Source organism: Pedobacter quisquiliarum (assembly GCF_014642175.1).
GTDB classification, from domain to species: Bacteria; Bacteroidota; Bacteroidia; order Sphingobacteriales; family Sphingobacteriaceae; genus Pedobacter; species Pedobacter quisquiliarum.
Window position 1 is genome coordinate 378,982 of the sequence record NZ_BMIL01000001.1, and the last position, 24,759, is coordinate 403,740.

General features: G+C 46.3%; 21 protein-coding genes. 6 read left to right on the forward strand and 15 right to left on the reverse strand.

Features of this window, described 5'->3' with window-relative positions:
• Position 1: 1 nt before the first annotated feature.
• Positions 2-1,558 carry a protein adenylyltransferase SelO gene (locus IEW69_RS01730; protein WP_188625093.1) on the reverse strand — a complete coding sequence of 519 codons (1,557 nt, stop codon included), beginning with the start codon at positions 1,556-1,558 and terminating at the stop codon, positions 2-4.
• A 490-nt stretch (positions 1,559-2,048) separates the two neighbouring features.
• On the opposite strand from IEW69_RS01730, the gene IEW69_RS01735 reads away from it, so the two are divergent.
• Positions 2,049-3,911: an LTA synthase family protein gene (locus tag IEW69_RS01735; RefSeq protein ID WP_188625094.1), complete on the forward strand. Its 1,863-nt coding sequence runs from the start codon at positions 2,049-2,051 to the stop codon at positions 3,909-3,911.
• Here the strand turns inward: IEW69_RS01735 and IEW69_RS01740 are convergent.
• From IEW69_RS01740 to IEW69_RS01755, 4 genes are all read right to left on the reverse strand, one after another.
• Complete coding sequence (locus IEW69_RS01740; RefSeq protein WP_188625095.1) at positions 3,908-4,696, reverse strand: OBAP family protein; 789 nt, start codon at positions 4,694-4,696, stop codon at positions 3,908-3,910. The two genes, IEW69_RS01735 and IEW69_RS01740, sit on opposite strands and share 4 nt — an antisense overlap.
• A gap of 133 nt (positions 4,697-4,829) precedes the next feature.
• The gene (locus tag IEW69_RS01745) at positions 4,830-6,431 is read right to left on the reverse strand and encodes an MFS transporter (RefSeq protein ID WP_188625096.1); all 1,602 of its coding nucleotides are present in this window, start codon (positions 6,429-6,431) and stop codon (positions 4,830-4,832) included.
• Complete coding sequence (locus IEW69_RS01750) at positions 6,431-7,492, reverse strand: HlyD family secretion protein (protein ID WP_188625097.1); 1,062 nt, start codon at positions 7,490-7,492, stop codon at positions 6,431-6,433. Before IEW69_RS01750 ends, IEW69_RS01745 begins: the two co-directional genes overlap by 1 nt.
• A 1-nt stretch (position 7,493) precedes the next feature.
• Positions 7,494-8,837 carry a TolC family protein gene (locus IEW69_RS01755; protein ID WP_188625098.1) on the reverse strand — a complete coding sequence of 448 codons (1,344 nt, stop codon included), beginning with the start codon at positions 8,835-8,837 and terminating at the stop codon, positions 7,494-7,496.
• Positions 8,838-8,905: 68 nt separating this feature from the next.
• Here IEW69_RS01755 and IEW69_RS01760 point away from each other — a divergent pair, with 68 nt between their 5' ends.
• Complete coding sequence (locus IEW69_RS01760) at positions 8,906-9,709, forward strand: AraC family transcriptional regulator (protein ID WP_188625099.1); 804 nt, start codon at positions 8,906-8,908, stop codon at positions 9,707-9,709.
• Here IEW69_RS01760 and IEW69_RS01765 read toward each other — a convergent pair whose 3' ends face one another.
• From IEW69_RS01765 to kaiC, 5 genes are all read right to left on the reverse strand, one after another.
• The gene (locus tag IEW69_RS01765) at positions 9,710-10,594 is read right to left on the reverse strand and encodes a universal stress protein (protein ID WP_188625100.1); all 885 of its coding nucleotides are present in this window, start codon (positions 10,592-10,594) and stop codon (positions 9,710-9,712) included. It lies immediately after the preceding gene.
• A gap of 96 nt (positions 10,595-10,690) precedes the next feature.
• Positions 10,691-12,361 (reverse strand): PAS domain-containing sensor histidine kinase, encoded by a 1,671-nt coding sequence (locus IEW69_RS01770; RefSeq protein ID WP_188625101.1) that lies wholly within the window; start codon positions 12,359-12,361, stop codon positions 10,691-10,693.
• Complete coding sequence (locus tag IEW69_RS01775) at positions 12,348-12,653, reverse strand: circadian clock KaiB family protein (protein WP_229663480.1); 306 nt, start codon at positions 12,651-12,653, stop codon at positions 12,348-12,350. The genes IEW69_RS01770 and IEW69_RS01775 overlap by 14 nt, the downstream gene beginning before the upstream one ends.
• Positions 12,646-12,942 (reverse strand): circadian clock KaiB family protein, encoded by a 297-nt coding sequence (locus IEW69_RS01780; protein WP_188625102.1) that lies wholly within the window; start codon positions 12,940-12,942, stop codon positions 12,646-12,648. The genes IEW69_RS01775 and IEW69_RS01780 overlap by 8 nt, the downstream gene beginning before the upstream one ends.
• A gap of 18 nt (positions 12,943-12,960) precedes the next feature.
• Positions 12,961-14,694, reverse strand: coding sequence for a circadian clock protein KaiC (kaiC, locus tag IEW69_RS01785; protein ID WP_188625103.1), 1,734 nt, complete (start codon positions 14,692-14,694; stop codon positions 12,961-12,963).
• 206 nt (positions 14,695-14,900) lie between these two features.
• Between kaiC and IEW69_RS01790 the strand changes: the two genes are divergently transcribed.
• Positions 14,901-15,866: an SDR family oxidoreductase gene (locus IEW69_RS01790; RefSeq protein ID WP_188625104.1), complete on the forward strand. Its 966-nt coding sequence runs from the start codon at positions 14,901-14,903 to the stop codon at positions 15,864-15,866.
• A gap of 13 nt (positions 15,867-15,879) precedes the next feature.
• Here IEW69_RS01790 and IEW69_RS01795 read toward each other — a convergent pair whose 3' ends face one another.
• Positions 15,880-17,181: an MgtC/SapB family protein gene (locus IEW69_RS01795; RefSeq protein ID WP_188625105.1), complete on the reverse strand. Its 1,302-nt coding sequence runs from the start codon at positions 17,179-17,181 to the stop codon at positions 15,880-15,882.
• A 43-nt stretch (positions 17,182-17,224) separates the two neighbouring features.
• Positions 17,225-18,850 carry an amidase gene (locus IEW69_RS01800; protein WP_188625106.1) on the reverse strand — a complete coding sequence of 542 codons (1,626 nt, stop codon included), beginning with the start codon at positions 18,848-18,850 and terminating at the stop codon, positions 17,225-17,227.
• A gap of 104 nt (positions 18,851-18,954) precedes the next feature.
• Between IEW69_RS01800 and IEW69_RS01805 the strand changes: the two genes are divergently transcribed.
• Together IEW69_RS01805 and IEW69_RS01810 are read left to right on the forward strand one after the other, a co-directional pair.
• Complete coding sequence (locus tag IEW69_RS01805) at positions 18,955-19,716, forward strand: EcsC family protein (RefSeq protein ID WP_188625107.1); 762 nt, start codon at positions 18,955-18,957, stop codon at positions 19,714-19,716.
• On the forward strand, positions 19,713-20,549 hold the full coding sequence (locus IEW69_RS01810) for a protein kinase family protein (RefSeq protein ID WP_188625108.1): 837 nt from the start codon (positions 19,713-19,715) through the stop codon (positions 20,547-20,549). The genes IEW69_RS01805 and IEW69_RS01810 overlap by 4 nt, the downstream gene beginning before the upstream one ends.
• A gap of 25 nt (positions 20,550-20,574) precedes the next feature.
• Here the strand turns inward: IEW69_RS01810 and IEW69_RS01815 are convergent, their stop codons facing one another.
• The 3 genes from IEW69_RS01815 to IEW69_RS01825 form a co-directional block, all read right to left on the reverse strand.
• The gene (locus tag IEW69_RS01815; RefSeq protein ID WP_188625109.1) at positions 20,575-21,060 is read right to left on the reverse strand and encodes an FKBP-type peptidyl-prolyl cis-trans isomerase; all 486 of its coding nucleotides are present in this window, start codon (positions 21,058-21,060) and stop codon (positions 20,575-20,577) included.
• Positions 21,061-21,134: 74 nt separating this feature from the next.
• On the reverse strand, positions 21,135-22,235 hold the full coding sequence (locus IEW69_RS01820) for an NADH:flavin oxidoreductase (RefSeq protein WP_188625110.1): 1,101 nt from the start codon (positions 22,233-22,235) through the stop codon (positions 21,135-21,137).
• Positions 22,236-22,258: 23 nt separating this feature from the next.
• The gene (locus IEW69_RS01825; protein ID WP_188625111.1) at positions 22,259-22,558 is read right to left on the reverse strand and encodes an ArsR/SmtB family transcription factor; all 300 of its coding nucleotides are present in this window, start codon (positions 22,556-22,558) and stop codon (positions 22,259-22,261) included.
• A gap of 248 nt (positions 22,559-22,806) precedes the next feature.
• On the opposite strand from IEW69_RS01825, the gene IEW69_RS01830 reads away from it, so the two are divergent.
• The gene (locus IEW69_RS01830; protein WP_188625112.1) at positions 22,807-24,753 is read left to right on the forward strand and encodes an alpha-1,4-glucan--maltose-1-phosphate maltosyltransferase; all 1,947 of its coding nucleotides are present in this window, start codon (positions 22,807-22,809) and stop codon (positions 24,751-24,753) included.
• Positions 24,754-24,759: the final 6 nt, after the last annotated feature.

Here is a 24,759-nt window from a genome sequence, read left to right on the forward strand (position 1 = left end):
ATTAAGAACTGCAAGACAACATAGAACAACCTGGCTGGTCACTTGCCCAGAAGGGCCTTGTCTTGAAAAACTCGTCGGCACCATGGCCGTAAGGGTCCTTTAGCGCTTGTTCCAGTTTTTTGAACATGGCATCATCGCCTTTCTCCAGATCAGTTATCGCCAGGTGTAAAAGGTAGTTCCTTAGGATAAACCGCGGGTTCACAGCCTTCATTTGTGCTGTTCGTTGCGCTTCATCTATCGTATTGGTGGCTAAGCGAGCCAAATAAAGTGAGATGAACTGTTGCAAACCCCTGCGCTCTGCGGGTGTCAACTCGTTGTACAAGGCAGGTTTAAAGAATGTCTCGATGTCTTCCGGACTTTCTAGCGTGGGCGGAAGCGTGATTAACAACTGGTAGAAAATAGTCATGTCAGGCTGGATGGAGACCAGCATCTTTTCCAACTCCTGAAGCAGTACATGATCTTCAGGCAATAGTTCATCCAACCCAAGCTTTTGTGCCATCATGAGGCTGTATTTAGACCAGAAGATGTCTTCGTATCCTTCAATAATGGCGACCAGTTTTTCTGTGTCTGTGATCAAAGGTGCAATGGCGTTCGCCAGGCGTCCTAGATTCCAGTAAGCTACAGAGGCTTGTTTACCGAAGGCATATCGTCTTCCCGGAAGGTCCGTGGTGTTCGGCGTAAATTCCGGATCATAGTTGTCGACGAAGCCATAAGGCCCGTAATCTATTGTCAGACCTAAAATGGACATGTTATCGGTGTTCATCACACCGTGCACGAAGCCCACCCGCATCCATTCTACAATCATGGTTACAGTGCGAGATACAATTTCAGCCATCCAGTCCAGCATCCGGTTTTCACCGGTAAGATGCGGATAGTACTTGTCGATGGTCCAATCGGTAAGTGTTTTTAGCTGTTCCAGTTCCTGCCTTGCGGCCAGCATTTCAAAGCTGCCGAAGCGGATGAAAGAAGGTGCCATCCGGGCCACAATGGCGCCGGGTTCATATTGTGGGTTGCCGTTGTAAAACATATCCCGCACCACCTTGTCGCCGGTAGAAACCAGGCTCAATGCACGTGTGGTTGGTACCCCGAGGTGGTGCATGGCCTCGCTCATCAGGTATTCCCGCACGGAGGAACGCAGCACCGCACGGCCATCGGCACGCCGGGAGTATGCCGTTGGACCCGCACCTTTGAGCTGTAATTCCCAACTTTCACCTGCAGGTGTTTCCCATTCGCCAAGCGTAATTGCCCGCCCGTCGCCAAGTTGCCCTGCCCAGTTACCAAACTGATGGCCTGCGTAACAGGCGGCATAGCTTTGCATGGACTCGGTGGTTAGATTACCCCCTAAGATCGCAACATCCTGTTCCTCAGGTGCGGCAATACCCAGGGTTGCAGCAAGTTCATTTGACCAGGCAATTAGCTTTGGACTTGCAACCGGGGTGGGTCTGGTGGCACTGTAAAGTACTCCAGGGGTTTGCCTGGGCTTGGTGCTGCCTGACTGATCACCAGGAAAGTGTTCAACAAAGCGGTTCTTGAATATTTTTGAATGAATCGGTTCCATATCTGTGTTAATAATGCTAACGGCTAAACATACTGGTAACAGGATTGATTAGGCGATGTTCTTAATAATTGCAATTCTTGACGAATGCCGCGGCAATTTAAGGCCTGCCGAAAGAATATTGGTCTAAAATGACATTCAATTATTAGCTATAAGATTTCACAAACGCGAATTATGCGGTTTCTACATGGTAAATTATAATGCGCAAGAATAGAACTTGATGGTTGATATCCTGTATGTTAACCCTTTTTAAGGTGGGACATCTTTTCTTTTCTCAAATTAAATGTGAAGCTGTGAGAACTTTTCTCAAATTTTCACGTTTTTATTTCCGATGTTCGCAACTGTTTAATCAAAAATTCAGCTTTATGGAAATTGTCCTGCTCATCTTAACTGTACTTGTGATCTTCTCTTGTCTTAGCGCCTGGTTCAACGCAGCTGAATTAGACACCGATGATGAGAATTTCTAGGTAAAATTCTCTAGGTTTGCTTCGATATGTTATTGAAGACCATCTGGACACTCATCAGGTATTATTGCTTCTGGTTGCTATTCTTTTTTCTGGAGCGACTCGTATTTATCCTTTATAATGCGCCGAGGCTAGCCACACAATCTTTTTCTGAAGTACTGCCTGCCTTTCGCTTTGGCTTATGGATGGACGCGTCTATGGCGGGTTACATCTGCGCAGTGCCTCTTTTAATCTTCTTGATCAGCTGGTATTTTCCCCGGCTAAATGTTCCAGCAGGTATTCTAAAATACTACACGTGGATATTGGTTGCAATTTGTTCGTTGCTCACCGTCATCAACTTCAACATCTATAGAGAGTGGGGCACCAAGGTAAATTATCGAACCTTCGAATTTGCCATTCACTCCCCGAAAGAGGCGTTGGCAAGCAGTAGATCTTCGCCCTTACTGCTGAGCTTTACCATACTATTTGCTTTGATTATTGTCGCTGTGTTTTTAGCCAGGATCATCATCAACTGGCACATCAACAGAAAAGGGCACTTGCTGGGTAAACTTGCCGCTAGCTTATTGCTGGCGGGTCTAACGGTCCTATCCATTCGTGGTGGTTTTCAGGATGCTCCAATGAATGAAAGCATGGCATATTACTCCACAAATTTAACGCTAAATTATGCAGCGGTAAATACAGAGTGGGGGCTGGCCACAGACATCAAAAATGCAAAGTACAACACCAAAAATCCATATGCATACTTCAGTAGAGAAAATGCCCTGCAGACCATAGCAGGGTTTTATGAAAAGCCTGACAGTGCGGGCTTGCAGATTTTGACCACCGCAAAGCCCAATGTGGTGCTGATCATTATGGAAAGCCATACCGGCAATGTGGTCGAATCTTTGGGTGGCGAACCGGGTATTTCAAATTCCATAGAACGATTAAAAGGGGATGGGATATTCTTCGACCAGATTTATTCTGCTGCGGGCCGGACAGATAAAGGGGTAGTTGCCGTACTGAGTGGATTTCCTGCACAGGCATCCCGAAGCATCATGAAAGAAAACAGCAAGCAGTCGGCCATACCGGCGCTTAGCCAGATCTTCAGCAGGAATGGCTACGTAACACCTTTTTTCTATGGTGGAGAATCCAGATTTGCAAACATGAAGTCTTATCTGCTCAGCCATGATGTGAAGAAGATTATTGAAAAAAGCAGCTTTGATAAGCAGTACCTGAATTCGAGCTGGGGCGCTTTCGACGGGCCGGTTTATCAACGTATGACCCAGGAACTAGCTACAGAGCAGCAACCATTCTTTGCAACGATGCTGACGCTTACCAATCACGAACCCTTTGGGTTGCCTGTTCCACCTCGTTATAAGGGCGACAATACCGAAGACAAGTTTCGCAGTACCGCCTTTTACGCAGATTCCTGTTTAGGTGCTTTCATCGAACATGCAAAAAGTCAGCCCTGGTATAACAACACCTTGTTTGTCGTTGTCGCAGATCACGGACATTTCCTACCGCGCACAGACCTGGAGATTTTCGATCCACGCAGGTATCGTATTCCGCTCTTGTTTTTCGGGCCGGTAATTAAACCGGCGTTTAAGGGTAAAACCATCCATATGATTGGTGGACAAACTGATATTGCCAATACCTTACTGACCCAGCTAAACATAGATGCAAAAGCATTTACCTGGAGTAAAGATCTGCTGAACCCTGCTTCAAAACCTTTTGCCTTCTACAATTGGGACCAGGGCTTCGGGTTTATGACTCCGGAAAACACCATTGGATTTGATGCCGTGAGTAAACAAGTCATCTATAGCACCAAGCCCAATCAGACCAATGCAGACCCTGCGGTAATCGCAGCTAAATCCTTCATGCAGGAAGTTTATCAGCAGTACATGGAATATTAGTGGTGTTCCGCTGGCGTCGGCTGGCCCTGATGTTTGTGCTGCGCACTATCCGCCTTATTGGAGATTACAAACTGTCGGATTTCTCCTTTTTGCCATGCATCTGCCATCGGGTCAATCGGCAGCGCTTTGATGTCTGCACGCTTTTTCCTGTTCTCTGCACTGGATACGTTGAAACGCTTATCTCTTGCATCCACCAGCTCTTTATGCAATTGTCCATCTTTGGTGAAGCCCATCATGATCATTGGCGAACCCACCGGGAGGGTTCGTTCCTGGTCCGTATGCCAGGTGTGGATGGTCTTTCCATATGTGTTTACCAGCTTTTCCATTAGCTCATACTCCGCTACTTCCGGTATGCCAGGGGCGATAAGGGTTCCGGATTTCACTTCGTGAACATGGGAGTGCCATAGCTTTTTTTCTTCTGCAGACAGGGTCTTGAAAAGCTTGGCGGTAATGATGTATTCTATGCCCATGATCTTAGGACTGCCTTCATTGCCATCAAAAATGATCGCCTGATATACATCTTCATTCAGCTGATTGACATAATGATGTGCTTCCATTTGTGCGTTGATGTTGCCATTATAGAAGTGAAAACCATCCAGATAGGCATTAAACTTCCGTAATGGGGATTTATCCTGCAGCAGATCAGCGCCGGTATTCAGCACTTTGTCTTTCGTCGATTTCTCGTCCCCTGGAGCAGTGACATTAGATGGGGTATTCCCACCACCACAGGAACTTAATCCAATTGCCCCGATCATCAGGTATGTAAGTGTACGTATCGTATTCATAAAGCCAGTTTTTAGGGGTTCAACCATTTTAAAAACTGCAACAACTGCAAATGGTTTGCACAAATTAGAAAGAGGCAAGTGTTGAACCTACAGTGAGGGAAGTACTGCAATTACAAGGCGGAACCTGCTGGAATTAGAAAGAAGCAGGTGCTGGCTGGTTCGATTTTACATTTACAATGGTCCGGTTCAAATAGGGGTACACGGCGATCAAGAGTATGATGACCAACAGGCACCAGCTGATCAACTCGTAGTAGTCGATGGCATAACGCAGCTGACTTTGTACAACCACTGACTTGTGCATCAACCTGTCGGCCATTACTTTGGCCTGTTCTGGTGCAATCCCTTTTGCAACAAATGATTGTTTATACGCACTTAGCTTTTGCACAGCGATGGGATCCAATGCCGTGATGTGTTGTTGAAAGCGGTCGTAATGCACACGCTGTTTCACCAAAGAATAGTAGTTGATGAAAGCAATGCTACAGCTAAAACCGAAGAACCGGAAGAATACACCCGTAGCAGATGCCATGCCACCAAGCTGTGCTGGCACTGCAGACACCATGTATAAGATGAGTGGAGACATCAGCAAGCCTGCGCCCGCCCCCTGTATAAACAAGGGCAGTAAATAAGCAGTCTCAATTGCCTCGCTACTGAACAACATGCGCATCCAAAGGTGAAAGATCAGCATCAGCCCAAATCCCGCCATGAGGATTAGCCGCATAGGCTTTTTCATGATAATTAACCTCGAACTTACAAAGGCAGTGCATACAATGCCTGCGGAATTTGCGAGTAACATATAGGCAATGTGTATCGGGTCCATGCCCATAACTGCGGCGAAATAACTATTTGTTACGTTCAATGCACCTCTACAGATATAAAGTGCAAAGATCAGCACTGCACCCACTTTGAAGTTGCGGTATTTGTATACTTCCAGGCTTAAATATGGCCGTTTCAGATAAAGTTGTCTGAGGATATGCAGGGAAAGGAACAACACAATTGCCACCAGACTCCACACCATACGCTTGTCTTCAAACCAGTAATACTGCTGTCCGTAAACCAACATATAGCCAACCAACAGGAGCAGCGCTGCATAAATCACAAAACTCTGCCAGTCCAGCTTATATAAATGTGATTTATCGCTTAGCCGCGCCTTGTTCAATAGAAAGTAAAGTAGAATGACGCCTGGAATAAATACGAACATCAGCCCCTTATAAAGGACGTTGAAGTCAAAGGTTTCCAGGATGGGGGAGGTGACCATCATGCTAATTTGCGACACACACAGCAGCATTCCGTAAAAGATGGAGTAGCCGATTTCTCTTGCCCGTTCTCCGCGAAGCTGCCTGAACACCAAGGTAATGCAGATGCTTGAAATGGAGCAGTTCGCCATACCCTGGATGAAGCGGAAAGTGAAAAGCACAGGCAAATTGTGCGTGCTGAAGCAGATGTAAGTTGCACCAAGCTCAAGTATAGCTCCAAGCAGCAAGTACTCCTTGACGGCGATGTAGTTAAAAAACCGGCGTTCCAGCGCAAAAAAGCTGGTTACAGCAGCATAGAACGCGATGCCCGAGTACTGAACATCCATTGGTTCAAAGCCATAAAATCCTGAAGCGGCATTTATGTTTGCACTCGATATGCCGAACAGCCCCATTGTTGGAATGATGACCATGAAGAGCGCCACCTTCATGAGCCAGGCGGGTACCCAGGCTTTTACGGCCTCATCTGTGTGCTTGTCGAACATCAGTTTACCTTACGAATCAGTACTTCAGCATTCATTCCGGCGCGTAGCGTGGCGATTTCTTCAGGCTTGTCAACCAGCCTGATTCTTACGGGCACACGTTGTACAATCTTCACAAAGTTGCCAGTGGAGTTATCTGGCGGAAGGAGTGAAAAGCTTGATCCCGTAGCTGGTGAAAGGGACTCGATCTTTCCCATGAATGTTCTTCCCGGGTAAGCGTCTGTCGTGATCTCCGCCATCTCGCCCACATGCATATGTCGTAACTGCGTTTCTTTGAAGTTCGCCACAACCCACTTGCCAGCCTCCTGATCCACGATGTAAGCCAGGGTTTGTCCTGCTTGTACCATCTGCCCCGGCTGAATCGTTCTGCGTCCCATTTTACAATCATAAGGCGCAACAACTACCGTATAACCTACGTCGAGCTTATTCCTGTTCAGCATCGCTTCGCGACGTTTAATCTCCGCCTCTGCCACGTCTGTTTGTACCCTGGTGTCCTGAACCTTAGATTTGTCTGCCTCGTAGTTCTTCAGTGCAGACTCATAGTTTGCACGTGCAACCTCCAGTGCCGTTTGTACATTTTCCAGTTGCTGACGGGTAGCGGATTCTACATCATATAATTTCTTGTATCGTGCAAATTCCTGTTCTTCATGGTGCAGCCTGGCTTTTGCAGCAATAATCTGCGACTCATTAATCTGCGCTGAGGCGGTACCGCTTCCGATATGGCTCTTCAGCACCGCAAGCTGCGCCTTTGCATTTGCAAGTTCTGCCTGTGCCTGCTGTTCCTGAAGCTCATATTCACGATTGTCGATCATGATGAGTGTATCGCCCTTCTTGATCTCCTGATTTTCTTCAAACCGGATTTCCTTTATAAATCCACCTACTCGTGAGGTTACTGGATTGATGTATTCCTGTACTTGTGCATCGTTTGTTTCTTCATATCGGTAGAGGTCCCATAGTGTAAAGCAACCCCAAATGACCAGCACCAGCAGTATAGCACCTGCAATGCAGGCTGTAATTTGCGTAATGAGTTTATCCGTTCGGGAATGGTCGGTATTTGTTGTCATGTTAAAGATTACCTATAGTGTTAAGGAGTTGGAAGTATTGTAGTTGTGCGGCAATTTTGGCGGCAGCGAGATCAAACTGTGTTTGAAGAAGTTGGGTGTTGGATTCAAGCAGGTCGGTGACCAGCGAGAGTTGATTGAAGTAGGTGTTGGTTACGATTCTGGCACTTTCCTGTGCTTGCAGGACATTGGTTTCTGCAACCTGAATGCGGTTCATGGCCTCATTGTACCTCAGGTAGCCTTCATTAACTTGCTGTCTGATCAGATCCTGAGTACGCAGGTGTTCCATTTCGCGGCTTTGTAGTTCAATTTGTGCCACCTTAACCTTGTGTTTATTATGATAAAAAGCATCCACAGCAAAACTTGCCTTTATTCCAGCGGTGCCTAAGCCGTACAGGTAATTTGCATAAGGATAGAATTGAATCTGTGGATAGGAATATGCATAGTTCGCATACAAGCCTATCTTGGGATTTACATTGGCTTTTACATCCTTCAAATTCAATTTACTAAGCTTAGTTTCTTCTTCAGAAATCTTCTGTTGATGCGAGCGTTGCATCGCTTGCGCCAGGTAGTCCTCATACTTCAACAGCACCGACGGCTGACTGGCGGATAAGGGCTCAGGAATAACAACCTGATCATCAGGTTCATCCATCAGTATGTTCAACTTCTGCTGTGCAATCGCAATGTCGTTGTTGATTTCTTCCAGCGCTAACTTCTGACGGGAAAGTTGCAGTGTTGCGCGCAACACATCACTCTTAAGTACGACCCCGTTGATGTGCAGCTGGCAGATTTCCTTGAGCTGTCGCTCCTGATCTGCAATGTTGTTTTGAATCAGAGACTTAAAAGCAATACTTCGTTGGAGATCCAGATAATATGTAGCGGCCTGGAGTTTTACTTCAGAAACACTTTCATTCCGACGTTCGGTATGGAGCTCATGTAATATCTGCTGCCTGCTGATGTTTGTTCTGGTTTTGCGACCATTGTACAGGTTTAAATAAGCGTCGCCGCCGACCTTATATAAAGTATGTTCTACAGGAAGCAGCTCCGGCTTGTGGAGTATACCTTTGGTGAACAATCCAAAGTTACTGACTCTGCCATACTCAGCCTCAGTGCCGATCTCCGGTAAACGCTCCGCTTTCGCATCCAGGATTTCTTCTGTACTTGCAGCCACCCTAAAACCCTCAATCTTGATGGTTTTATTATGTTGTATTACCTTTTCCCATACTTCATTGAGCCCTAGCACACTTGGCGTTTTAGAAACAGATTGCGCAGCAGCATTTCCAATGATGAGCGTTAAAAATATAAAGGTACATGCAAGATACCTTTGGCATTGATTTATGATGTTCATAATTACAATGCAAAGGTACAGCAATGTGTTTTCTGGCATTTTATGTAATTTGCCTAAAATTATATGATATGAGCCAAACACCCATAGCACGCAACGTGGAGGAATATCTCCATTACATCGATGCCACGCCGGATGCCATTTTTGTGCTTCACGAAAAGTTAGAAAGGCGCTTTCCCGTGCACCAGCATACAAAGGGCCAGCTGACCTACGTAGATGGAGGTCTGGCCTATGTACATGTTCAGGACAAGATCCTGGTTATCCCCGCAAGGCATTACATCTGGATACCACCAGGTTTATTACACTTCCTGACGGTTAGGAGTTCTGCCACCGCCATCCGCACCATATATTTTACACTGGACACCACAGAAACATTCTACCAGCAGATGGGCATTTATCCTGTCGACAGTCTGCTATTGGAGATGCTTTTATTTACGGAACGCTTCGAGTGGGAGGTAGGTAAAACAAACCGGTATTATCCATTTCTGAAAGCTTTGTTCAATATTCTTCCAGACATCAGCAACAATCACCTGCATACGGTACTGCCTGTAACGCGTAATGAGCGGTTGGTGCCAATTCTAAAGTACATGGAGGAGCATGTATCGGAAGTGCTTAGCCTTTCTTCCATCAGCAAAGCATTCTCTATTAGTGAGCGTACACTTTCACGCATATTTCAGTCGGAACTCAGCATCTCTTTCTTACAGTACTTAAAGCAGTTGAGGATGGTTAAGGCGGTGGAAATGATGCTTCAAACAGAGCTCACGTTAAGTGAAATTGCATATAGGACCGGTTATCAGAGTATCGCTGCTTTCAGCAATACCTTTTATCAACTGACAAATGTTCGACCCTCCCAGTTTGCACAGTCCATACGGTAATTAGAATATCGGGAAGTGTGCTGCACCGCGGGGGTATATCAGCATTGGTGTATTTGCATCTGTTATCGTCGCCTTGGTGTGGCTGCTGTTGAACAGTCCTTCCAGAAAGCTTCTTTGATGGTGTACCATGGTCAGCAGATCGAACGCGACATGTTCTGATGCCCATTTTAGTCCAGCCGATACATCAGCATCCTGTATGTGGCGGTAGTAGATGTGTGGATAATTGATCTTGTTGCTTACTTCACATAAGAACTGCTGCACCTGATCTCGTTTTGCTTTAGTCTGCGCATGCTCCGGATCTGCAGAGATGTGTGCCAGCATGATGCTTGCATCACCATGATGCGCCAATGTAGCCAGCGATTGCACAATGTCTATATCCTCCAGGTTCAGGTCTGTTGCGAAAGCTATTTTGTGGATGGCCTTATACGTGATCTTATCTGGTACAACCAACACTGGAACCTTAGAAGCGCCAAGCATTTTATTCAGGTGATTACCGGAGATCAGGCTGCTAAATCCTTTGCGATGGTTAGCCATGATGCACAAGACAATATCGCGATCTGCGAAAAGTGCCTCGAGATGGTCCGTTACATTCCCCTCATCACAGCGGGTTTCGATTTTCGGGATAAAAGCAGCTCCAGGGTTTGCTGCCGCTAACTTGGATAATTTGGAAGCATTGAGCGCTAATTCCTTCCTGCTCGTCATTTCAAGTTCACCAGTATTCACAATCGGCCATGCAACCTGTGCCGCATAAGGTTGCGCAGCCGGATTTAAGTATGCATGATATAAGATGATGTTTGCGTGAATTGCCCTTGCAAGGTGAATCGCATACTCGGATGCATTTTCTGATCGTTCTGAGAAGTCGGTAAATACAACAAGCTTTTTCATATCCGTAAGTTTAAAGTCCTTAATCCTTAACTGCAGTTTAAAGGTCGGGAATATCAGCCGCTTATAATATGATTGCTGCATTAAATAATTGTGACCTTAATCAGTTTGTAGCAAGTCAAGCATAAAATAGAATGTAGAACCTTCCTCTATTTTGCTCTCCACACCCATAGTACCCTGGTGTGATTTGATGATCTCCATGGAGATATACAACCCCATGCCCAGTCCGCTTGCCATGTACGTGCTATCTGCCACGCGGTAAAAACGCTCGAAAATCCGTTCCTGCTGCTCCGCGGACAGCCCAATGCCAAAGTCCTTAACGGCAACTTTAACCTTTGCGTCCTCAACCGTTGCCTGCAGCATGATTTCTTTGTGGTTTGGAGCGTACTTCACTGCATTATTAATCAGATTCATGACAACCTGTTCCAGGCGTTCCATATTTCCCTCTACGAGGTAATCAGTGCCTGGTGTGTAGCTGATTTGATGAGCAGGGTACATGTATCGGGCATGCTCCACACATAGGGAGACCAATTCATTTACGCTTATTGGTGATTTATTAAAGTCTAGTTTCCCAGCCTGTATTTTGCTAAAATCAAGGAGGTCATTTACCAGCAGGTGTAACTTATTCATGGAGTTATCTGCTTTGTCAATGAAATTACGGATGCGTTGTGGTATAGGCTCCTGGTCAAACTTAGCAATAAGCTGAAGGTAGGCCTTCAAGCTTGTGAGTGGCGTTTTCAACTCGTGACTGGCGATGCTGATAAATTCATCTTTCTTCTCAATGGCCTTTCGCTGATCATCAATGTCCGTTGCCGTACCCACCCAGAATTGGATTTCTCCAGCAGCGTTTTTCAATGGTGTGCTTCTGGATAGGTGCCAACGATACGTCCCATCTGCTTTGCGGTAGCGATTTTCTACCTCTAGCAAGTTCCCTGTTTCTAAAGATTCAATGTAAGCGTATTTGGTTCGTTGGGCATCATCAGGATGAAGAACGGTCTCCCAGACCATTGCAGGTTCATCATCGAAACCTAGACCTGTATATTCAAACCACCTCGCGTTGAAGAAGTTTATCTTACCGTTCGGAAGGTTCGTCCAGGTAATATGTGGAATATTGTTCGACAAAAGCATGAAGTGGGCCCTGCTTACGGATAGGTCTCTGGTTCTTTCCGCAACGATGCCTTCGAGTTCATTATTTAACTTCAAGGTCTGATTTCTCGCTTCCTCTAGCGCTTCGTTGTTCTTTTTAAGAAGATTCTCACTTTGTTTCTGTTCTGTCAGATCCGTTAAAATGATGCTCATGGCTGTACCATCCTCCAGGTTCATCCGGGTTAAAGTAAGCAATACTGGCAACTGCATCCCGTCGGGGCGAAGCAGGTTAGTTTCTGTCTTATAATCAGATAAGCCGATGGAACGCATGGCGACGTTTAACTTAGTGAGGCTGCTTGGTTCGAGAAAAGCATCAAGACCCTTTCCAACAACATGATTCAGCGCAATGCCAGCCATTTCAGCAAAACGTGGATTACTATACAGGATGAAACCGTCCTTATCCAGCGTTATTGCACCTTCCATCATCCGTTCAATCCAAACGCGGTAGGTGTGGTCAGCTGTTTTTAGGGTGTATATTTCATGTCCTTCAGCGCCGTGTACAACAAAAGCATCCACCATACCAGTTCGTATCGCTTCAATAGTGTCCTTTGCTTCTTCAAGCTGTATTCTTAATTCAGCAATCTCTGCTTTTAGTTGTTCTGCTGTTGGTTCAATAGCCATCATTTGTAATTACGATCCCCAATCCGTTTAGGACTTTCTTCGTGTCAGATAAATCTCCAACAAATCGTCTTTCTGGAGCAGGACTTCTTTTTATAAGCGTGGGCAGTGCAATAATCTGCTCCTGTTGTGCGAGCTCCGGTCGCAGGTATACATCAATGATCTCCAGGGTATACTGATTAGGAATATACGTATTGCAGATCGTGCGGATGTTATTAACAGCACGCACGGAGTTTGCTGATGCACCGGTGATGAACAGCGTCAGGATCAAAGTGTCTGTAGTTTCAAGGCTAGTCAAGGCGTAGCGGAATGATATTCAGACCAACAAGAACTTTTTCTTCATTACTCAGGTCACCAATAATCTTGCGGATGGGTACCGGCACTTTTCTAACCAGCGTTGGCACCGCAAAAATCTGATCGCCCTCAGCAAGCTGGGGATGTAACAGCAAGTCTATAACCTCAATTTTGTATTTGCCTTCAAGATGCTCCTCACAATAACGTTTCAGGTTATTGAGGGCACTTACAGATTTTGGGGTTTTTCCAGCTATATATAACCGCAACTCCCATGTTTGCTGTTCTTCAATCATAAAATATATTTATCGGGCCTAATCCTCGCTTTTCTTATTGTCGTCGCCAAGGCGTTTCTTAGCCAGATCATTCCGGTTTTTCTCCTGAATGTTTTTTTTAAGTTCTTCTTCCATGTAAACTTTGTTGAGTTCTTCCTCAACAGATTCAAATTCCGTTCTAAGATTCGCTATCTGAGATTCCAACATCCTTCGTTTACGTAAGATCTCGCGATCTTTCCTGCTCACCGCATAACCCTGCAAAGCAAGGCCCGTTTCTTCTTTCACAATGTGTGCTTCTCTGGCTGAGCCGGTTAACACACCCTCTGGACCCAGGTAAACGTCTACAAGGTCGAGCCCCGCCGCTGTGATAATAAACTCCCTCACCTGATTGGAATGTCCAATGCCTCGGGATTTCATCACGTACATGCCGCGGTTCCTTTCACCGTTAAACTCAATATCCCGGATCAATAACCAGGAGTCCACTAATGAAGATATGCCTTCATCCGTTTGCTCGTTGATGGTGTTGTTCAGGGCGAGCGCCGTAAAAAGTACCGTGATACCTTCATTTTGGAGAAAGTCAACCAGTCTGATCAGCATAGCCTTTACCTCACTTACAGAGCCTACGGTAATCAGATTGGTTATTGGATCCAGTACAACGATGTCCGGCTGAAATTTTTTAATACGTTTATGGATGGCAACCAGGTGCATTTCTAACCCAAATAGGGTAGGTCTGGATGAATGAAATTCAAGCAGACCACTTTCAACATGTGCGGAAAGGTCTAAGCCTATCGAACGCATGTTGCGTTGAATTTGCGAGGGTGACTCTTCAAATCCGAAATATAAACAACGTTTACCATTTCTACAGTTGGCATCCACGAATGATGCTGCCAGACTAGTTTTACCCGTGCCAGCGGTTCCAGAAACCAGAATGCTACTACCTTCGTAAAAGCCATCACCACCGAGCATCTTATCCAGCGATTCAATGCCTGAAGTAATTCTTTTGGTTGAAACCTCCATGTCCAGCGCAAGAGAGGTAATGGGCAATACTGAAATCCCGTCTTCATCAATCAGAAATGGATATTCGTTGGTGCCGTGCATCGAGCCGCGATACTTAACGATTCTAAGCAGGCGCGTAGAAATCTGGTTGCTAATGCGATGATCCAATAGAATCACGCAGTCCGATACATATTCTTCCAGACCTTGTCTGGTCAATGAGTTCTCGCCACGTTCACCCGTGATGATCGCGGTTACACCTTTCTCCTTCAGCCATCCAAACAATCGTCGGAGTTCTGCACGGAGTATGTTTTGGTTTGTTAAGCCTGAAAATAGATTTTCAATGGTATCCAGAACAACTCTCTTTGCACCAATGCTGTCAATGGCATAACCCAGGCGGATGAACAATCCGTCCAAATCATACTCGCCAGTTTCCTCAATTTCACTTCGTTCGATGTGGACGTGATCAATTCTGATTTTCTTGTCAGCAACAAGGGTGTTCAGGTCGAAACCAAGAGACGCCACATTTGTGGCAAGCTCATCAGCCTTTTCTTCAAAGGCCATGAACACGCCGGGCTCGTTAAATTCCAGTGCACCCCGTACAATAAATTCGATGGACATGAGCGTCTTGCCACAGCCGGCACTGCCGCAAAGCAGGGTTGGTCTGCCGAGTGGAAGACCACCTCTGGTGATCTCGTCTAGGCCGCTTATACCGGTAGGTGACTTTTGAAGAATGGCGGCGGAAGCCTGATGGTGGTGTTGATTTGTACTTGAACTCATTGGGAAAAATCAGCGTCTATGTAACTATAAGGCTAGTCTCATCCGCTTTGATAAAAACAATAAAACTACGGAAAGCGCCCTAGTACTCCAAATAATATACCAAAAAAATAGGGATGAGATTACATGGGTCTGAAGCCTGAAACCGGTTAATTCAATTACACAAAACTTATTCTGTGGGCAGAAGTTGTTTACTAAAAACAACCAATATGCTGAATCAAAAAACAATCGTAATAACCGGCGCTTCAAGTGGAGCTGGTAAGGCTATTGCCCTGGAATTTGCGCAGCAAGCAAATAAACTGGTGCTTGCAGCAAGAAATATGGTCGCACTGGAGGAAACCGCAGAAGAGTGCAGAGCGCTCGGTGCTGAGGTGAAATGCGTACAGACGGATGTAAGTGAACCCACCGCTTTGATCAATTTAGCGTCCGAAGCGGATGACTTCGGCAATGGCATTGATGTCTGGGTAAACAATGCCGGTATACTCGCCGTTGGCTCTTTCACAGACACACCCTTAGAAGTTACGGAACAAGTAATACGTACAAACCTGCTAGGATATATCTACGGCGCTCACGCGGTCATGCCTTACTTTAAAAAGCAGGGCAGGGGCATACTGATCAATAATATTTCAATCGGCGGTTTCATGCCGGTACCCTATGGCGTGGGTTACTCCGCAAGCAAGTTCGGTATTCGTGGATTCTCCTCAGCACTTAAAGCAGAGCTAAAGGACTTCCCGGATATCCATGTTTGTGATGCCTATCCCGCATTCCTGGATTCCCCAGGCATACAACATGCCGCCAATTATACCGGTAAAGTGCTTAAACCTGCACCACCTGTGTACGATCCGCGAAGACTCGCCATGGCCATTGTCTCCCTTGCTGAGAATCCCCGCTCGGAACTGATGGTCGGCAGCATTTCAAACCTGATCCGTCTCGCTTACGGTATTTTACCAGGCATTACACTTACCATAACCAAGGCCGTCATTTCTACATACCTGAATCAGGCAAAAGACTCCGGTAAAACGAATGGGAACATCTTCAATACCCTTGCCTTTGGCAATGCTGTTTTCGGAGGATGGGGATTACCGGGGCGCCCAAAGGCCCACCGGAAATATATTGCTGCCGGATTGCTCGCTACAACAGCGCTAAGTCTGCTGTTAGTTCGCAAAACGCGGTAGCGAAAGCAACAAATTAAGACTTGAACATGTCTGGATTGATGTTGATGAGCTGTTCTGAGAATTCAAAATACCGGTCCAGGATCACCACCGCAATACCGGCAAATAAAACACTCAGCAGTTGGAAAGTTAGCTTTCTAACTGCTGCTCTGTCCTTCACGATTTTCCAAACAATGGGCAAGCTTACCAAGGCACTCGTAAGTGAAGTTACAATGGTTACGCTTCCTGCCAGGGATGCGGAGATCTTTTCATGGCTCGCCATTGTCGCTGCGGCCGCAGTCGTACTCGCACTACTTACAAACCCACCGAAAAATCCTGTTGCCATAATACCGTAGTTACCAAATAGCTTGGTGAGCAGTGTTCCGCCAATTGCGATGATCACGAATATCAATCCAAAGATCAATACATTTTTCAGGGAAATGGGAGAAGCAAGCTTTAAGGCTGGCAGGTTCCCGGAATCTTCTTTCTCATCCGTATGATCTTTCCAGATCCATAAAGCCGATAGAACGGACATCACCAGGATTGGTAAAAATGTCGACGTTATGGATAATGGAGAGAATATGAGTAAGAGGATGAGGTTGCGCGCGAACATGGCAATGGTCGTTAACAGGCACAAAGTGCTGATTTTAGAAGTCAGTCCGGCCTGTTGTACCCGCTGACTTGTTTCCGCAAGCGTAGCCGTGCTATTCACCAGTCCACCAAAGATTGCGCCCAGGTAGAGCCCATTCGTGCTGAATACCCGCAGTAAAAAGTAGTTTAAAAAGCCAATGCCCGATATGGCAATAACGCTTACCCAGGCATCGCCGGGATTGAATAAACCCCAGGGGTCTATATAACGATCAGGCATGATCGGGTAAATGACGAATCCAATTAAGCCGAGCAGGACGGCACTTCGAACCTCAGCGGGTTTGAGGCCGCCTGCAAATTTGTTCAATTCCGCCTTCCAGGCCAATAGCATCATGATGGCTATAGAACCTGCAACAGGCAGAAATATATGACCCAGCCCGACAAGCACCCCCAACACATAGGTGACGATCAAGGCCACAGAGGTGGTGATTTCCAGCGTGCGATCTACCAGAATGTTCCGCCCATTATTTAAAAGTACCAGTAATAAAACGCCAGCTAAAGACGCTATAACGAAGTTTGTGCCGATCACCGAAGCAAGCATACCCAACAGTGCGACCATCGAAAAAGAGCGGATACCCATCTCTTTGTTCGACCATTTACGTTCCATACCAATGAGCATCCCAATGCCAAGTGATACCGCCATTTTTAAGGCAATCGGTGCGGCGGGATAGTGCAGAAATTCATCATTCATTCTTAACAATTTTTTAACCTAACAAAAGCAGATAATATTGGTTTTAACCAAATAGGGCCGGGTTGAAACTTGGAGCCTTACGTTTTCGACTTGCCTGCTCGTACGCATAAGCAATACGAATCAGTTCAGGCTCCGTAAAAGCCTTGCCAAAAAATGAAATGCCCATAGGTAAGTCATGCCAGGCACCCATTGGAACTGTAATATGTGGATACCCCGCTTTTGCTGCTGGAGAAGAAAAAGAAAAACCGTTTCCGTAATCGCCGTTTACCAGATCTATACACACTGCAAAGCCATTGGTCGGTCCGACAACTGCATCCAGCCGATTCTTATCCATGATGTCGTCTATGATCTTACGGGTTTCTAAACTCGATTTCTTTAAAGCTTCTGTATATTCTGCCTGATCAAGACCACCCTTGGACTGTGCAAGCTCCAGTGTTTCTTGTTTAAAAAAGGGCATGGCCTTGCTTTCATTCTGCTTATTAAATGCAATGACGTCAGCCAGATTCTTCATGGCAGAGTTTGCGTGACTGAGGTAATCGTTAACGCCGGCTTTAAATTCATACAGCAACACCGTGAACTCGGCGTTACCGATCACACGAAGTGGCTTCAGCAATTCTATTTCCACGATGGTTGCACCTTTACTGCGCATCAGGTCCAATGCTTCCTTGAGCAATGCTTGGGCGGCGAGGTTACCCGCCGTTAAGGCCGATTTCTCAACGCCCAGTCTTTTGCCTTTCAGCCCTTCAGCATCCAGAAACCGGGTATAATCTTCCAGGCCCTTGCCGCGGCTCTCCTTCGTATAGGGGTCTCGTGGATCTTCTCCGGCAAGCGCCCCAAGTAAGATCGCTGCATCACTTACATTTCTAGCCATCGGCCCTGCGGTATCCTGCGTTTTGGAGATGGGAATAATGCCACTCCGGCTCCACAGGCCTACGGTTGGTTTAAAACCGACACCGCCGCATACGGAGCTGGGGGATACGATGGAGCCGTCCGTTTCTGTACCAATCGCTATTGCACAAAGGTTTGCAGCCACGGCAGATCCTGATCCAGCACTCGATCCACTTGGATTACGGTTTAGTATGTACGGGTTTTTCGTTTGACCGCCGCGGCTGCTCCAGCCACTCGTCGAATCTGAAGAACGGAAGTTGGCCCATTCACTGAGATTGGTTTTCCCCAGAATTACGGCGCCGGCAGCGCGCAGGCGCTTTACAATATGCGCATCCTGTGACGCAATGTTATCGGCAAGGGCAAGTGCCCCAGCAGTGGTGTGCATTTTATCTGCAGTATCTATATTGTCTTTTATCAATACGGGTATCCCATGCATAGGGCCGCGTACTTTTCCAGCTGCACGTTCTTTGTCCATCTCGTCCGCTATGGCCAATGCGTCTGGATTAAGTTCTATAACGGCGTTCAGCTGCGGACCCTTTTTGTCTACCTCTGCGATACGCTTTAAGTATTGCTCCGCAATAGACCTCGCGCTGCGCAATTTATCGACCATGCTCGACTGTAACATCTGGATGGTCACTTCGTTAAGTTCGAAATCCAGCGCTGACTTTGCGGCCTGGCTTTGCTTACTTTCTTCAACAATAATGCTGCAGGACGAGCTGCTCAGAACACCCAGGCCAACTGCCGCAAGTGATCCGGATTTTAGAAAACTTCTTCTTTGCATGAAATTTGACAGATTTAAACTGAAGTAACAAAATTGTAGAGCCCGATCAAGGGGTAAGATAAAAATATTACATAGCTTAAGGGCACAATTATGCAAGATAATCAATGAATAACTACGAGGATAGCGTCCGTACAGACCTACTGTTCTGGCATAAGAAAATGAGCAGCGCACCTTCTTTTACAGACCGGCTTTCTAAGCGGGTACAAGACAAAATAAATGGGTACATCCCTGAAAAGGTGCATAAAGCCATTACCGTTACCATGGAAAAGCTCTTCAAGGCGGTACTCTTTGGTGCCGAATACACCACAGGTAGAAAAATGACCAACGGCACGCTCGTGTACCGGGAAGCATACGTGCGTAATCAAATTTCATTCTATCAGAAAACCGCATCCCTGGAGGGTGCCGTAACTGGCGCAGGAGGCTTGTTGATGGGGCTTGCAGACTTTCCGGTACTCATTGGCTTAAAGATGAAGCTCCTGTTCGACATTGCCTCACTATACGGTTTTGATGTAAAAGATTACCGCGAAAGACTGTACATTTTGTATGTTTTTCAACTCGCTTTCTCCAGTCAGCAGCGGCGCAATGCGGTATACCAACACATCCTGGGCTGGAACGAATTCGCCAGAACCCTGCCGGAAAAGGCGGAGGACTTCGACTGGCGCAGTTTCCAGCAGGAGTATCGCGACTACATTGACCTGGCTAAGATGGCGCAACTCGTTCCGGTTATTGGCGCTGCGGTCGGTGCGATTGCAAACTACAAGCTGGTCGCCCAACTGGGTGAAACGGCTATGAACTGCTATCGACTGCGCCTGGTTGGACATCTAATCAGCGACATCAATCAAAACCCTTATCCTTTAAATGAATGATTCAGAAGTTAACCTGTAAGTTGCTATTCCTGTTTGCTTTCATCAACATTTCACTTGGTTCAACACTTGCGTACGCGCAACATCCTCCGGTGTTTGAAGGCATGAACATGGATAGCCTTTACCTCGACATGTACTCCCTGCCGTTAAAACTTGTGAAGTATAGCTACGGGAAGCCTAATGTTAAATTCCTGGTGATACACGATAATGAGGATACTGGTGTTAAAGCTGGTTTTGAATACATCAGATTCAGCGGAGGAAGTCTTGTAGATTCGCAATATGGCGGCGTCCGGAACTATAGCTTCAGTCATCAGGATCGTAGATATCAGATCGACCCCAATAAAATTTACTCTGCTTACGGCATTATGGAAGGCCTGGAATATTATGGTGCCACGCATCCGGATGTTAATGCAAGCTTGAACAGCGCAGCAGAAATGATCCTTGAGTTCTATCATGCCGGCAAACCTGATTATATATTTACCCTACATAACAATACAGACGGTGCCTTCGGAATCAACTCTTATTTGAAAGGCTACGAGTTGGAGCTGGTCGCAGATTCTTTGCACATCAATTTCAGTATGGATCCGGATGATCTCATTCTAGTAACTGATAATAAGTTATTTACGGAAATAAAAAAGCACAACGTGAATGTCGTGCTACAAAGCAGGGATGCTGCAGATGATGGATCGCTGTCACTTTACGCCATGCAGAAGAATATTCCTTACATCAATGTTGAGGTGCAGCATGGGCATCAATTACAGAATCTACAGTTAATTGAAATTGCTGTCTCTGCATTAAAAAAAGCTTATCCGGATCTTTTTAACAAACCCAGATAAGCTTTTCACCAATCTAAAGATCGGATTAGTAAACGTCAGTTAACGTGATGTTGAAGTCTAAGATCGAATTTGGCGGGATCGGTCCGGTTCCTCTGTTTCCGTAACCATAATAGGAAGGGATGATAATTCTGATCGTTCCACCTTTTTGGATCATCGGAATACCAATCTGCCAGCCTGCAATTACACCGCCTAGTGGGAACTCGCGAGCTGCTCCACCTTCAGTGGTGTCGAAAGTTGCCGTATTTCCAAGTACACGACCAGAATAGTGTGCGGTTACCAATGTGCTCGGCTTGTATTCTACATTGCCGTTACCCGGCGCAATGATTTGGTAAAATACGCCAGACTCATGCTTTAAAGCTGGTATGTTATTCTTAACGATGTAGGCACGGATTGCTGCGGTGTCTGCAGCGAGCTGCGCAGCCACGTCGAAATTGCTACTGGAAGATTTTTTACAAGCTGCAAAGCCTGCTGCTATACAGAATAGGACAAGTATATATCTGAATTTTCTCATATCCAAAGATAAAAACTATTGTACATAAAAAATGTGCTATCCCAATTGGAATAGCACATTTTACAAGGTCAGGTTTATAGTAATTGTCCTAACGCTTCTTTACTAAAGCCTTTAAGGTCGGCTGTACGGTGATTTTTCACTTTCTCCGTCCAGTTTGGATCCGCCAGAATTGCACGACCCACGCCAACTAAATCAAAGTCACCACGATCCATTCTGCGCAACAGTTCATCAAGTGACGAAGGTGCTGAACTTTCGCCAGCGAACGCTGCAAGGAATTCCCCGGTCAGACCAACAGAACCTACCGTAATGGTTGCCTTACCCGTAACCTTTTTCGCCCAACCCGCAAAGTTCAAGTCCGAACCTTCAAATTCCGGCTCCCAGAAACGACGTTGTGAACAGTGGAAAATATCCACACCAGCATCAGCCATAGGCGTCAACCATTGTTCCATTTCTTCAGGTGTTGCCGCCAGTTTGTTCGTGTATGCGGATGGTTTAAATTGTGAAAGCCTGATGATTACGGCGAAATCTTCACCAACAGCGCGACGAACTTCTTTAATAACCTCAATCGCAAAGCGGCTACGTTCTGCTAAAGTTTTACCACCAAAGCTATCGGTACGCTCGTTTGTACCCTCCCAGAAAAACTGGTCGATAAGATAACCGTGTGCACCATGAATTTCCACACAGTCAAACCCTAATCTTTTCGCATCTGCTGCCGCACGACCGAAGGCCGCGATGGTATCGGCAATATCTGCATCTGTCATCGTATTCCCATTATTGAAGCCCGGGCGGTTTAAACCAGATGGTCCTTCAAAAGTTGTTGGCGGTAACCAGCCCGAAGGGTGGTTATCCATAATGCCCATGTGCCAGATTTGCGGGCCCATCAGTCCGCCACCCGCATGTACTCCGTCTATAACCTGCTTCCAGCCCTTAAGTGCCGCATCGCCATAGAAATGTGGTACCGAGCCGTCGTTAGAGGATGCCGGACGATCAATTACCGTTCCTTCTGAAAGGATCAGTCCAACTTCGCCTTCGGCTCTTCTGCGATAATAAGCCGCAACTTCCGGGGTAGGGACGCCACCTGGAGAAAATGACCGGGTCATCGGCGCCATAACAATTCTATTTTTGATATTCAAAGACTTCAAACTAAATGGTTTGAAAAGGCTCTCATTACTCATAAGTATGTATATTAATTAAGCTTTTATAATTCAATATTAATACGCGCTAACAGCGCCTTGATGGCCGCCTCGTCACGACGGTAGTAAGTCCATTGACCTACACGGGCCGCGCTAACCAGACCTGCCCGCTGTAAAACAGCAAGGTATTCCGAGACAGTAGACTGTGTTAGCCCGGTCTTCTTCTGGATCTGACCTACGCAAACGCCATTTTCAAACCCCATCGCACTTTGTTCAACAAAGTTCGTCTCCGGGTCTTTCAGCCAGCTCAGTATCTGCAATCTGGTCTTGTTTGAAAGCGCTTTAAAAATGTCTACCTGATCCATGTTGCAAATATATATCGGTTTTTTCCGATATACCTATTAATGCTGCAGAGATGACATTTGGCTGTATTTGAAACCTATCAAGCCTATATATATCACGCATGTTCATGATATTAATACTGTGGCTATTCCGTCCTTAACACATTATGCGAGTGTTGTTTAAGCGTATTAATTCGGTTTAATGAAGATTGGGGGTCTTTGTAAAACATTAGCATGCCCTTGCGATTTATATAGTAACCAATTTTCAATAGATGATAAAAGCAAGCGGTAAAACTAGAGTTATTATCAGTAATGTTAAGCCTGTGGTTGAAGGCGGGAACTACCCGGCAAAGGCTGTAATTGGCGATACCATTTCCTTTTCGGCAGACGTATTTGGCGATGGCCATGATGCCATCGCTGCGAGTCTTTACCTCCGCAACGCTGCTGATGAGCAGGTGCAGGAGCTGCCACTGGTTTTTCAGATAAATGACTACTGGACTGTTGAACATACCTTCACTGAAATGGGCAAACACAGCTTCTGGATCGAAGGCTGGGAAGACCATTACACAAACTGGAAAAAAGGACTTAAAAAGAAGTTTGATGCAGGGCAGGACATTGCTGTAGAAATACAGATCGGCTTATTGTTGCTCGAAAAGGCAAGTGCGGCGCTTCCGGAGCATGCATCTGCTATACAGGACTGGGCCCAGCGGCTCGAGCAGGCAGCTACACCAGCGGAAGCCGTGGAACTGGCACTTGACGAAGCGCTCGCCGATTTAATGTTTCCTTACCGACCAGAAGACATCATAAGCTCTTCTCCAGTCTTCCAGATCGAAATCGAGCGGAAGAAAGCTGCATTTAGCACCTGGTACGAGCTCTTCCCAAGATCAGCCTCGAAAGTGCCTGGTAAACATGGAACTTTCAAGGATGTGATGACCTTATTGCCACGGGTAGCGCAGATGGGCTTTGATGTTTTGTATTTCCCACCGATACACCCCATAGGGGAGAAGAACAGGAAAGGTAAAAACAACTCCCTGGAAGCGACAGCAGATGATCCAGGGTCCCCTTGGGCAATTGGAAACCGTAGGGGCGGCCATAAAGCCATCCATCCGGAGCTGGGCACCCTGAATGATTTCAAAAAGCTTGTGGTCACAGCCAAAAGCATGGGCATCGAAATTGCCATGGATATCGCGTTTCAATGTGCACCGGACCATCCTTACGTAAAAGCCCACCCCGAGTGGTTCATCTGGAGACCTGATGGCACCGTGCAATATGCAGAGAACCCACCCAAGCGTTATGAAGATATTCTGCCTTTTAACTTTGAAACAGACGACTGGGAAAACCTGTGGACAGAACTTAAGGATGTTATTGCTTACTGGGTAGATGCCGGTGTGACCATATTCCGTATCGATAATCCACATACAAAGGCGTTTAGATTCTGGGAGTGGACCATCGCAGAAATCCGGAATAAAAATCCCGAAGTACTCTTCCTGGCAGAAGCCTTTACACGGCCCAGAGTAATGGAGCGACTTGCCAAAGCTGGCTTCAACCAATCGTACACCTACTTCACCTGGCGCAACACAAAGAAGGAAATCGAAGAATACCTGACAGAGCTGACCAAGACCGAAATGCGGTACTACTTCAGACCGAACTTCTGGCCAAATACGCCCGACATTCTTCCGCCGGCATTAATCACAGGAGGGGAGAATGCGCATATCACCAGACTGATTCTGGCGGCTACACTATCCTCCAGCTATGGCGTTTACGGACCGGTATATGAGTTTGGTATCAACGTGCCACATGGTGCGAAGGAAGAATATGTAGATAACGAGAAATACGAAATACACCACTGGGATTGGGATAAATATACCCGCATCCGGGAAATCATGATCCGGGTGAACCGCCTTCGGAAAGAAAACCCTGCGCTGCAAAGTACATGGAACATCGAGTTTGCGGAAACCACCAACGATCAGATCATTTGCTACATCAAAACGGATCCGATGACCAACAACAAGTTAATTGTTGCAGTCAACCTCGACTTCTGGAATACACATTCTGCATCTGTCCGCATTCCGGAAGCACTGCTCGGTATCACACCAGGCAGCCCGTACCGCGTTCAGGATCTTTTAAGTGGCGACGAATACCATTGGCAGGGCGAATGGCAATATGTGGAATTGAATCCATACCTCATGCCGGCACACATCTTTAGAATAGAACAATAAGCAAAT

Coding starts and splice junctions, on each gene's coding strand:
- IEW69_RS01790 (WP_188625104.1), top strand. CDS start 14,901: ATGCTGAATCAAAAAACAATCGTAATAACCGGCGCTTCAAGTGGAGCT.
- kaiC (WP_188625103.1), bottom strand. CDS start 14,694: ATGAGTTCAAGTACAAATCAACACCACCATCAGGCTTCCGCCGCCATT.
- IEW69_RS01750 (WP_188625097.1), bottom strand. CDS start 7,492: ATGACAACAAATACCGACCATTCCCGAACGGATAAACTCATTACGCAA.
- IEW69_RS01770 (WP_188625101.1), bottom strand. CDS start 12,361: ATGATGGCTATTGAACCAACAGCAGAACAACTAAAAGCAGAGATTGCT.
- IEW69_RS01805 (WP_188625107.1), top strand. CDS start 18,955: ATGAATAACTACGAGGATAGCGTCCGTACAGACCTACTGTTCTGGCAT.
- IEW69_RS01830 (WP_188625112.1), top strand. CDS start 22,807: ATGATAAAAGCAAGCGGTAAAACTAGAGTTATTATCAGTAATGTTAAG.
- IEW69_RS01755 (WP_188625098.1), bottom strand. CDS start 8,837: ATGAACATCATAAATCAATGCCAAAGGTATCTTGCATGTACCTTTATA.
- IEW69_RS01730 (WP_188625093.1), bottom strand. CDS start 1,558: ATGGAACCGATTCATTCAAAAATATTCAAGAACCGCTTTGTTGAACAC.
- IEW69_RS01820 (WP_188625110.1), bottom strand. CDS start 22,235: ATGAGTAATGAGAGCCTTTTCAAACCATTTAGTTTGAAGTCTTTGAAT.
- IEW69_RS01765 (WP_188625100.1), bottom strand. CDS start 10,594: ATGAAAAAGCTTGTTGTATTTACCGACTTCTCAGAACGATCAGAAAAT.
- IEW69_RS01800 (WP_188625106.1), bottom strand. CDS start 18,850: ATGCAAAGAAGAAGTTTTCTAAAATCCGGATCACTTGCGGCAGTTGGC.
- IEW69_RS01810 (WP_188625108.1), top strand. CDS start 19,713: ATGATTCAGAAGTTAACCTGTAAGTTGCTATTCCTGTTTGCTTTCATC.
- IEW69_RS01815 (WP_188625109.1), bottom strand. CDS start 21,060: ATGAGAAAATTCAGATATATACTTGTCCTATTCTGTATAGCAGCAGGC.
- IEW69_RS01740 (WP_188625095.1), bottom strand. CDS start 4,696: ATGAATACGATACGTACACTTACATACCTGATGATCGGGGCAATTGGA.
- IEW69_RS01825 (WP_188625111.1), bottom strand. CDS start 22,558: ATGGATCAGGTAGACATTTTTAAAGCGCTTTCAAACAAGACCAGATTG.
- IEW69_RS01760 (WP_188625099.1), top strand. CDS start 8,906: ATGAGCCAAACACCCATAGCACGCAACGTGGAGGAATATCTCCATTAC.
- IEW69_RS01735 (WP_188625094.1), top strand. CDS start 2,049: ATGTTATTGAAGACCATCTGGACACTCATCAGGTATTATTGCTTCTGG.
- IEW69_RS01795 (WP_188625105.1), bottom strand. CDS start 17,181: ATGAATGATGAATTTCTGCACTATCCCGCCGCACCGATTGCCTTAAAA.
- IEW69_RS01745 (WP_188625096.1), bottom strand. CDS start 6,431: ATGTTCGACAAGCACACAGATGAGGCCGTAAAAGCCTGGGTACCCGCC.
- IEW69_RS01780 (WP_188625102.1), bottom strand. CDS start 12,942: ATGATTGAAGAACAGCAAACATGGGAGTTGCGGTTATATATAGCTGGA.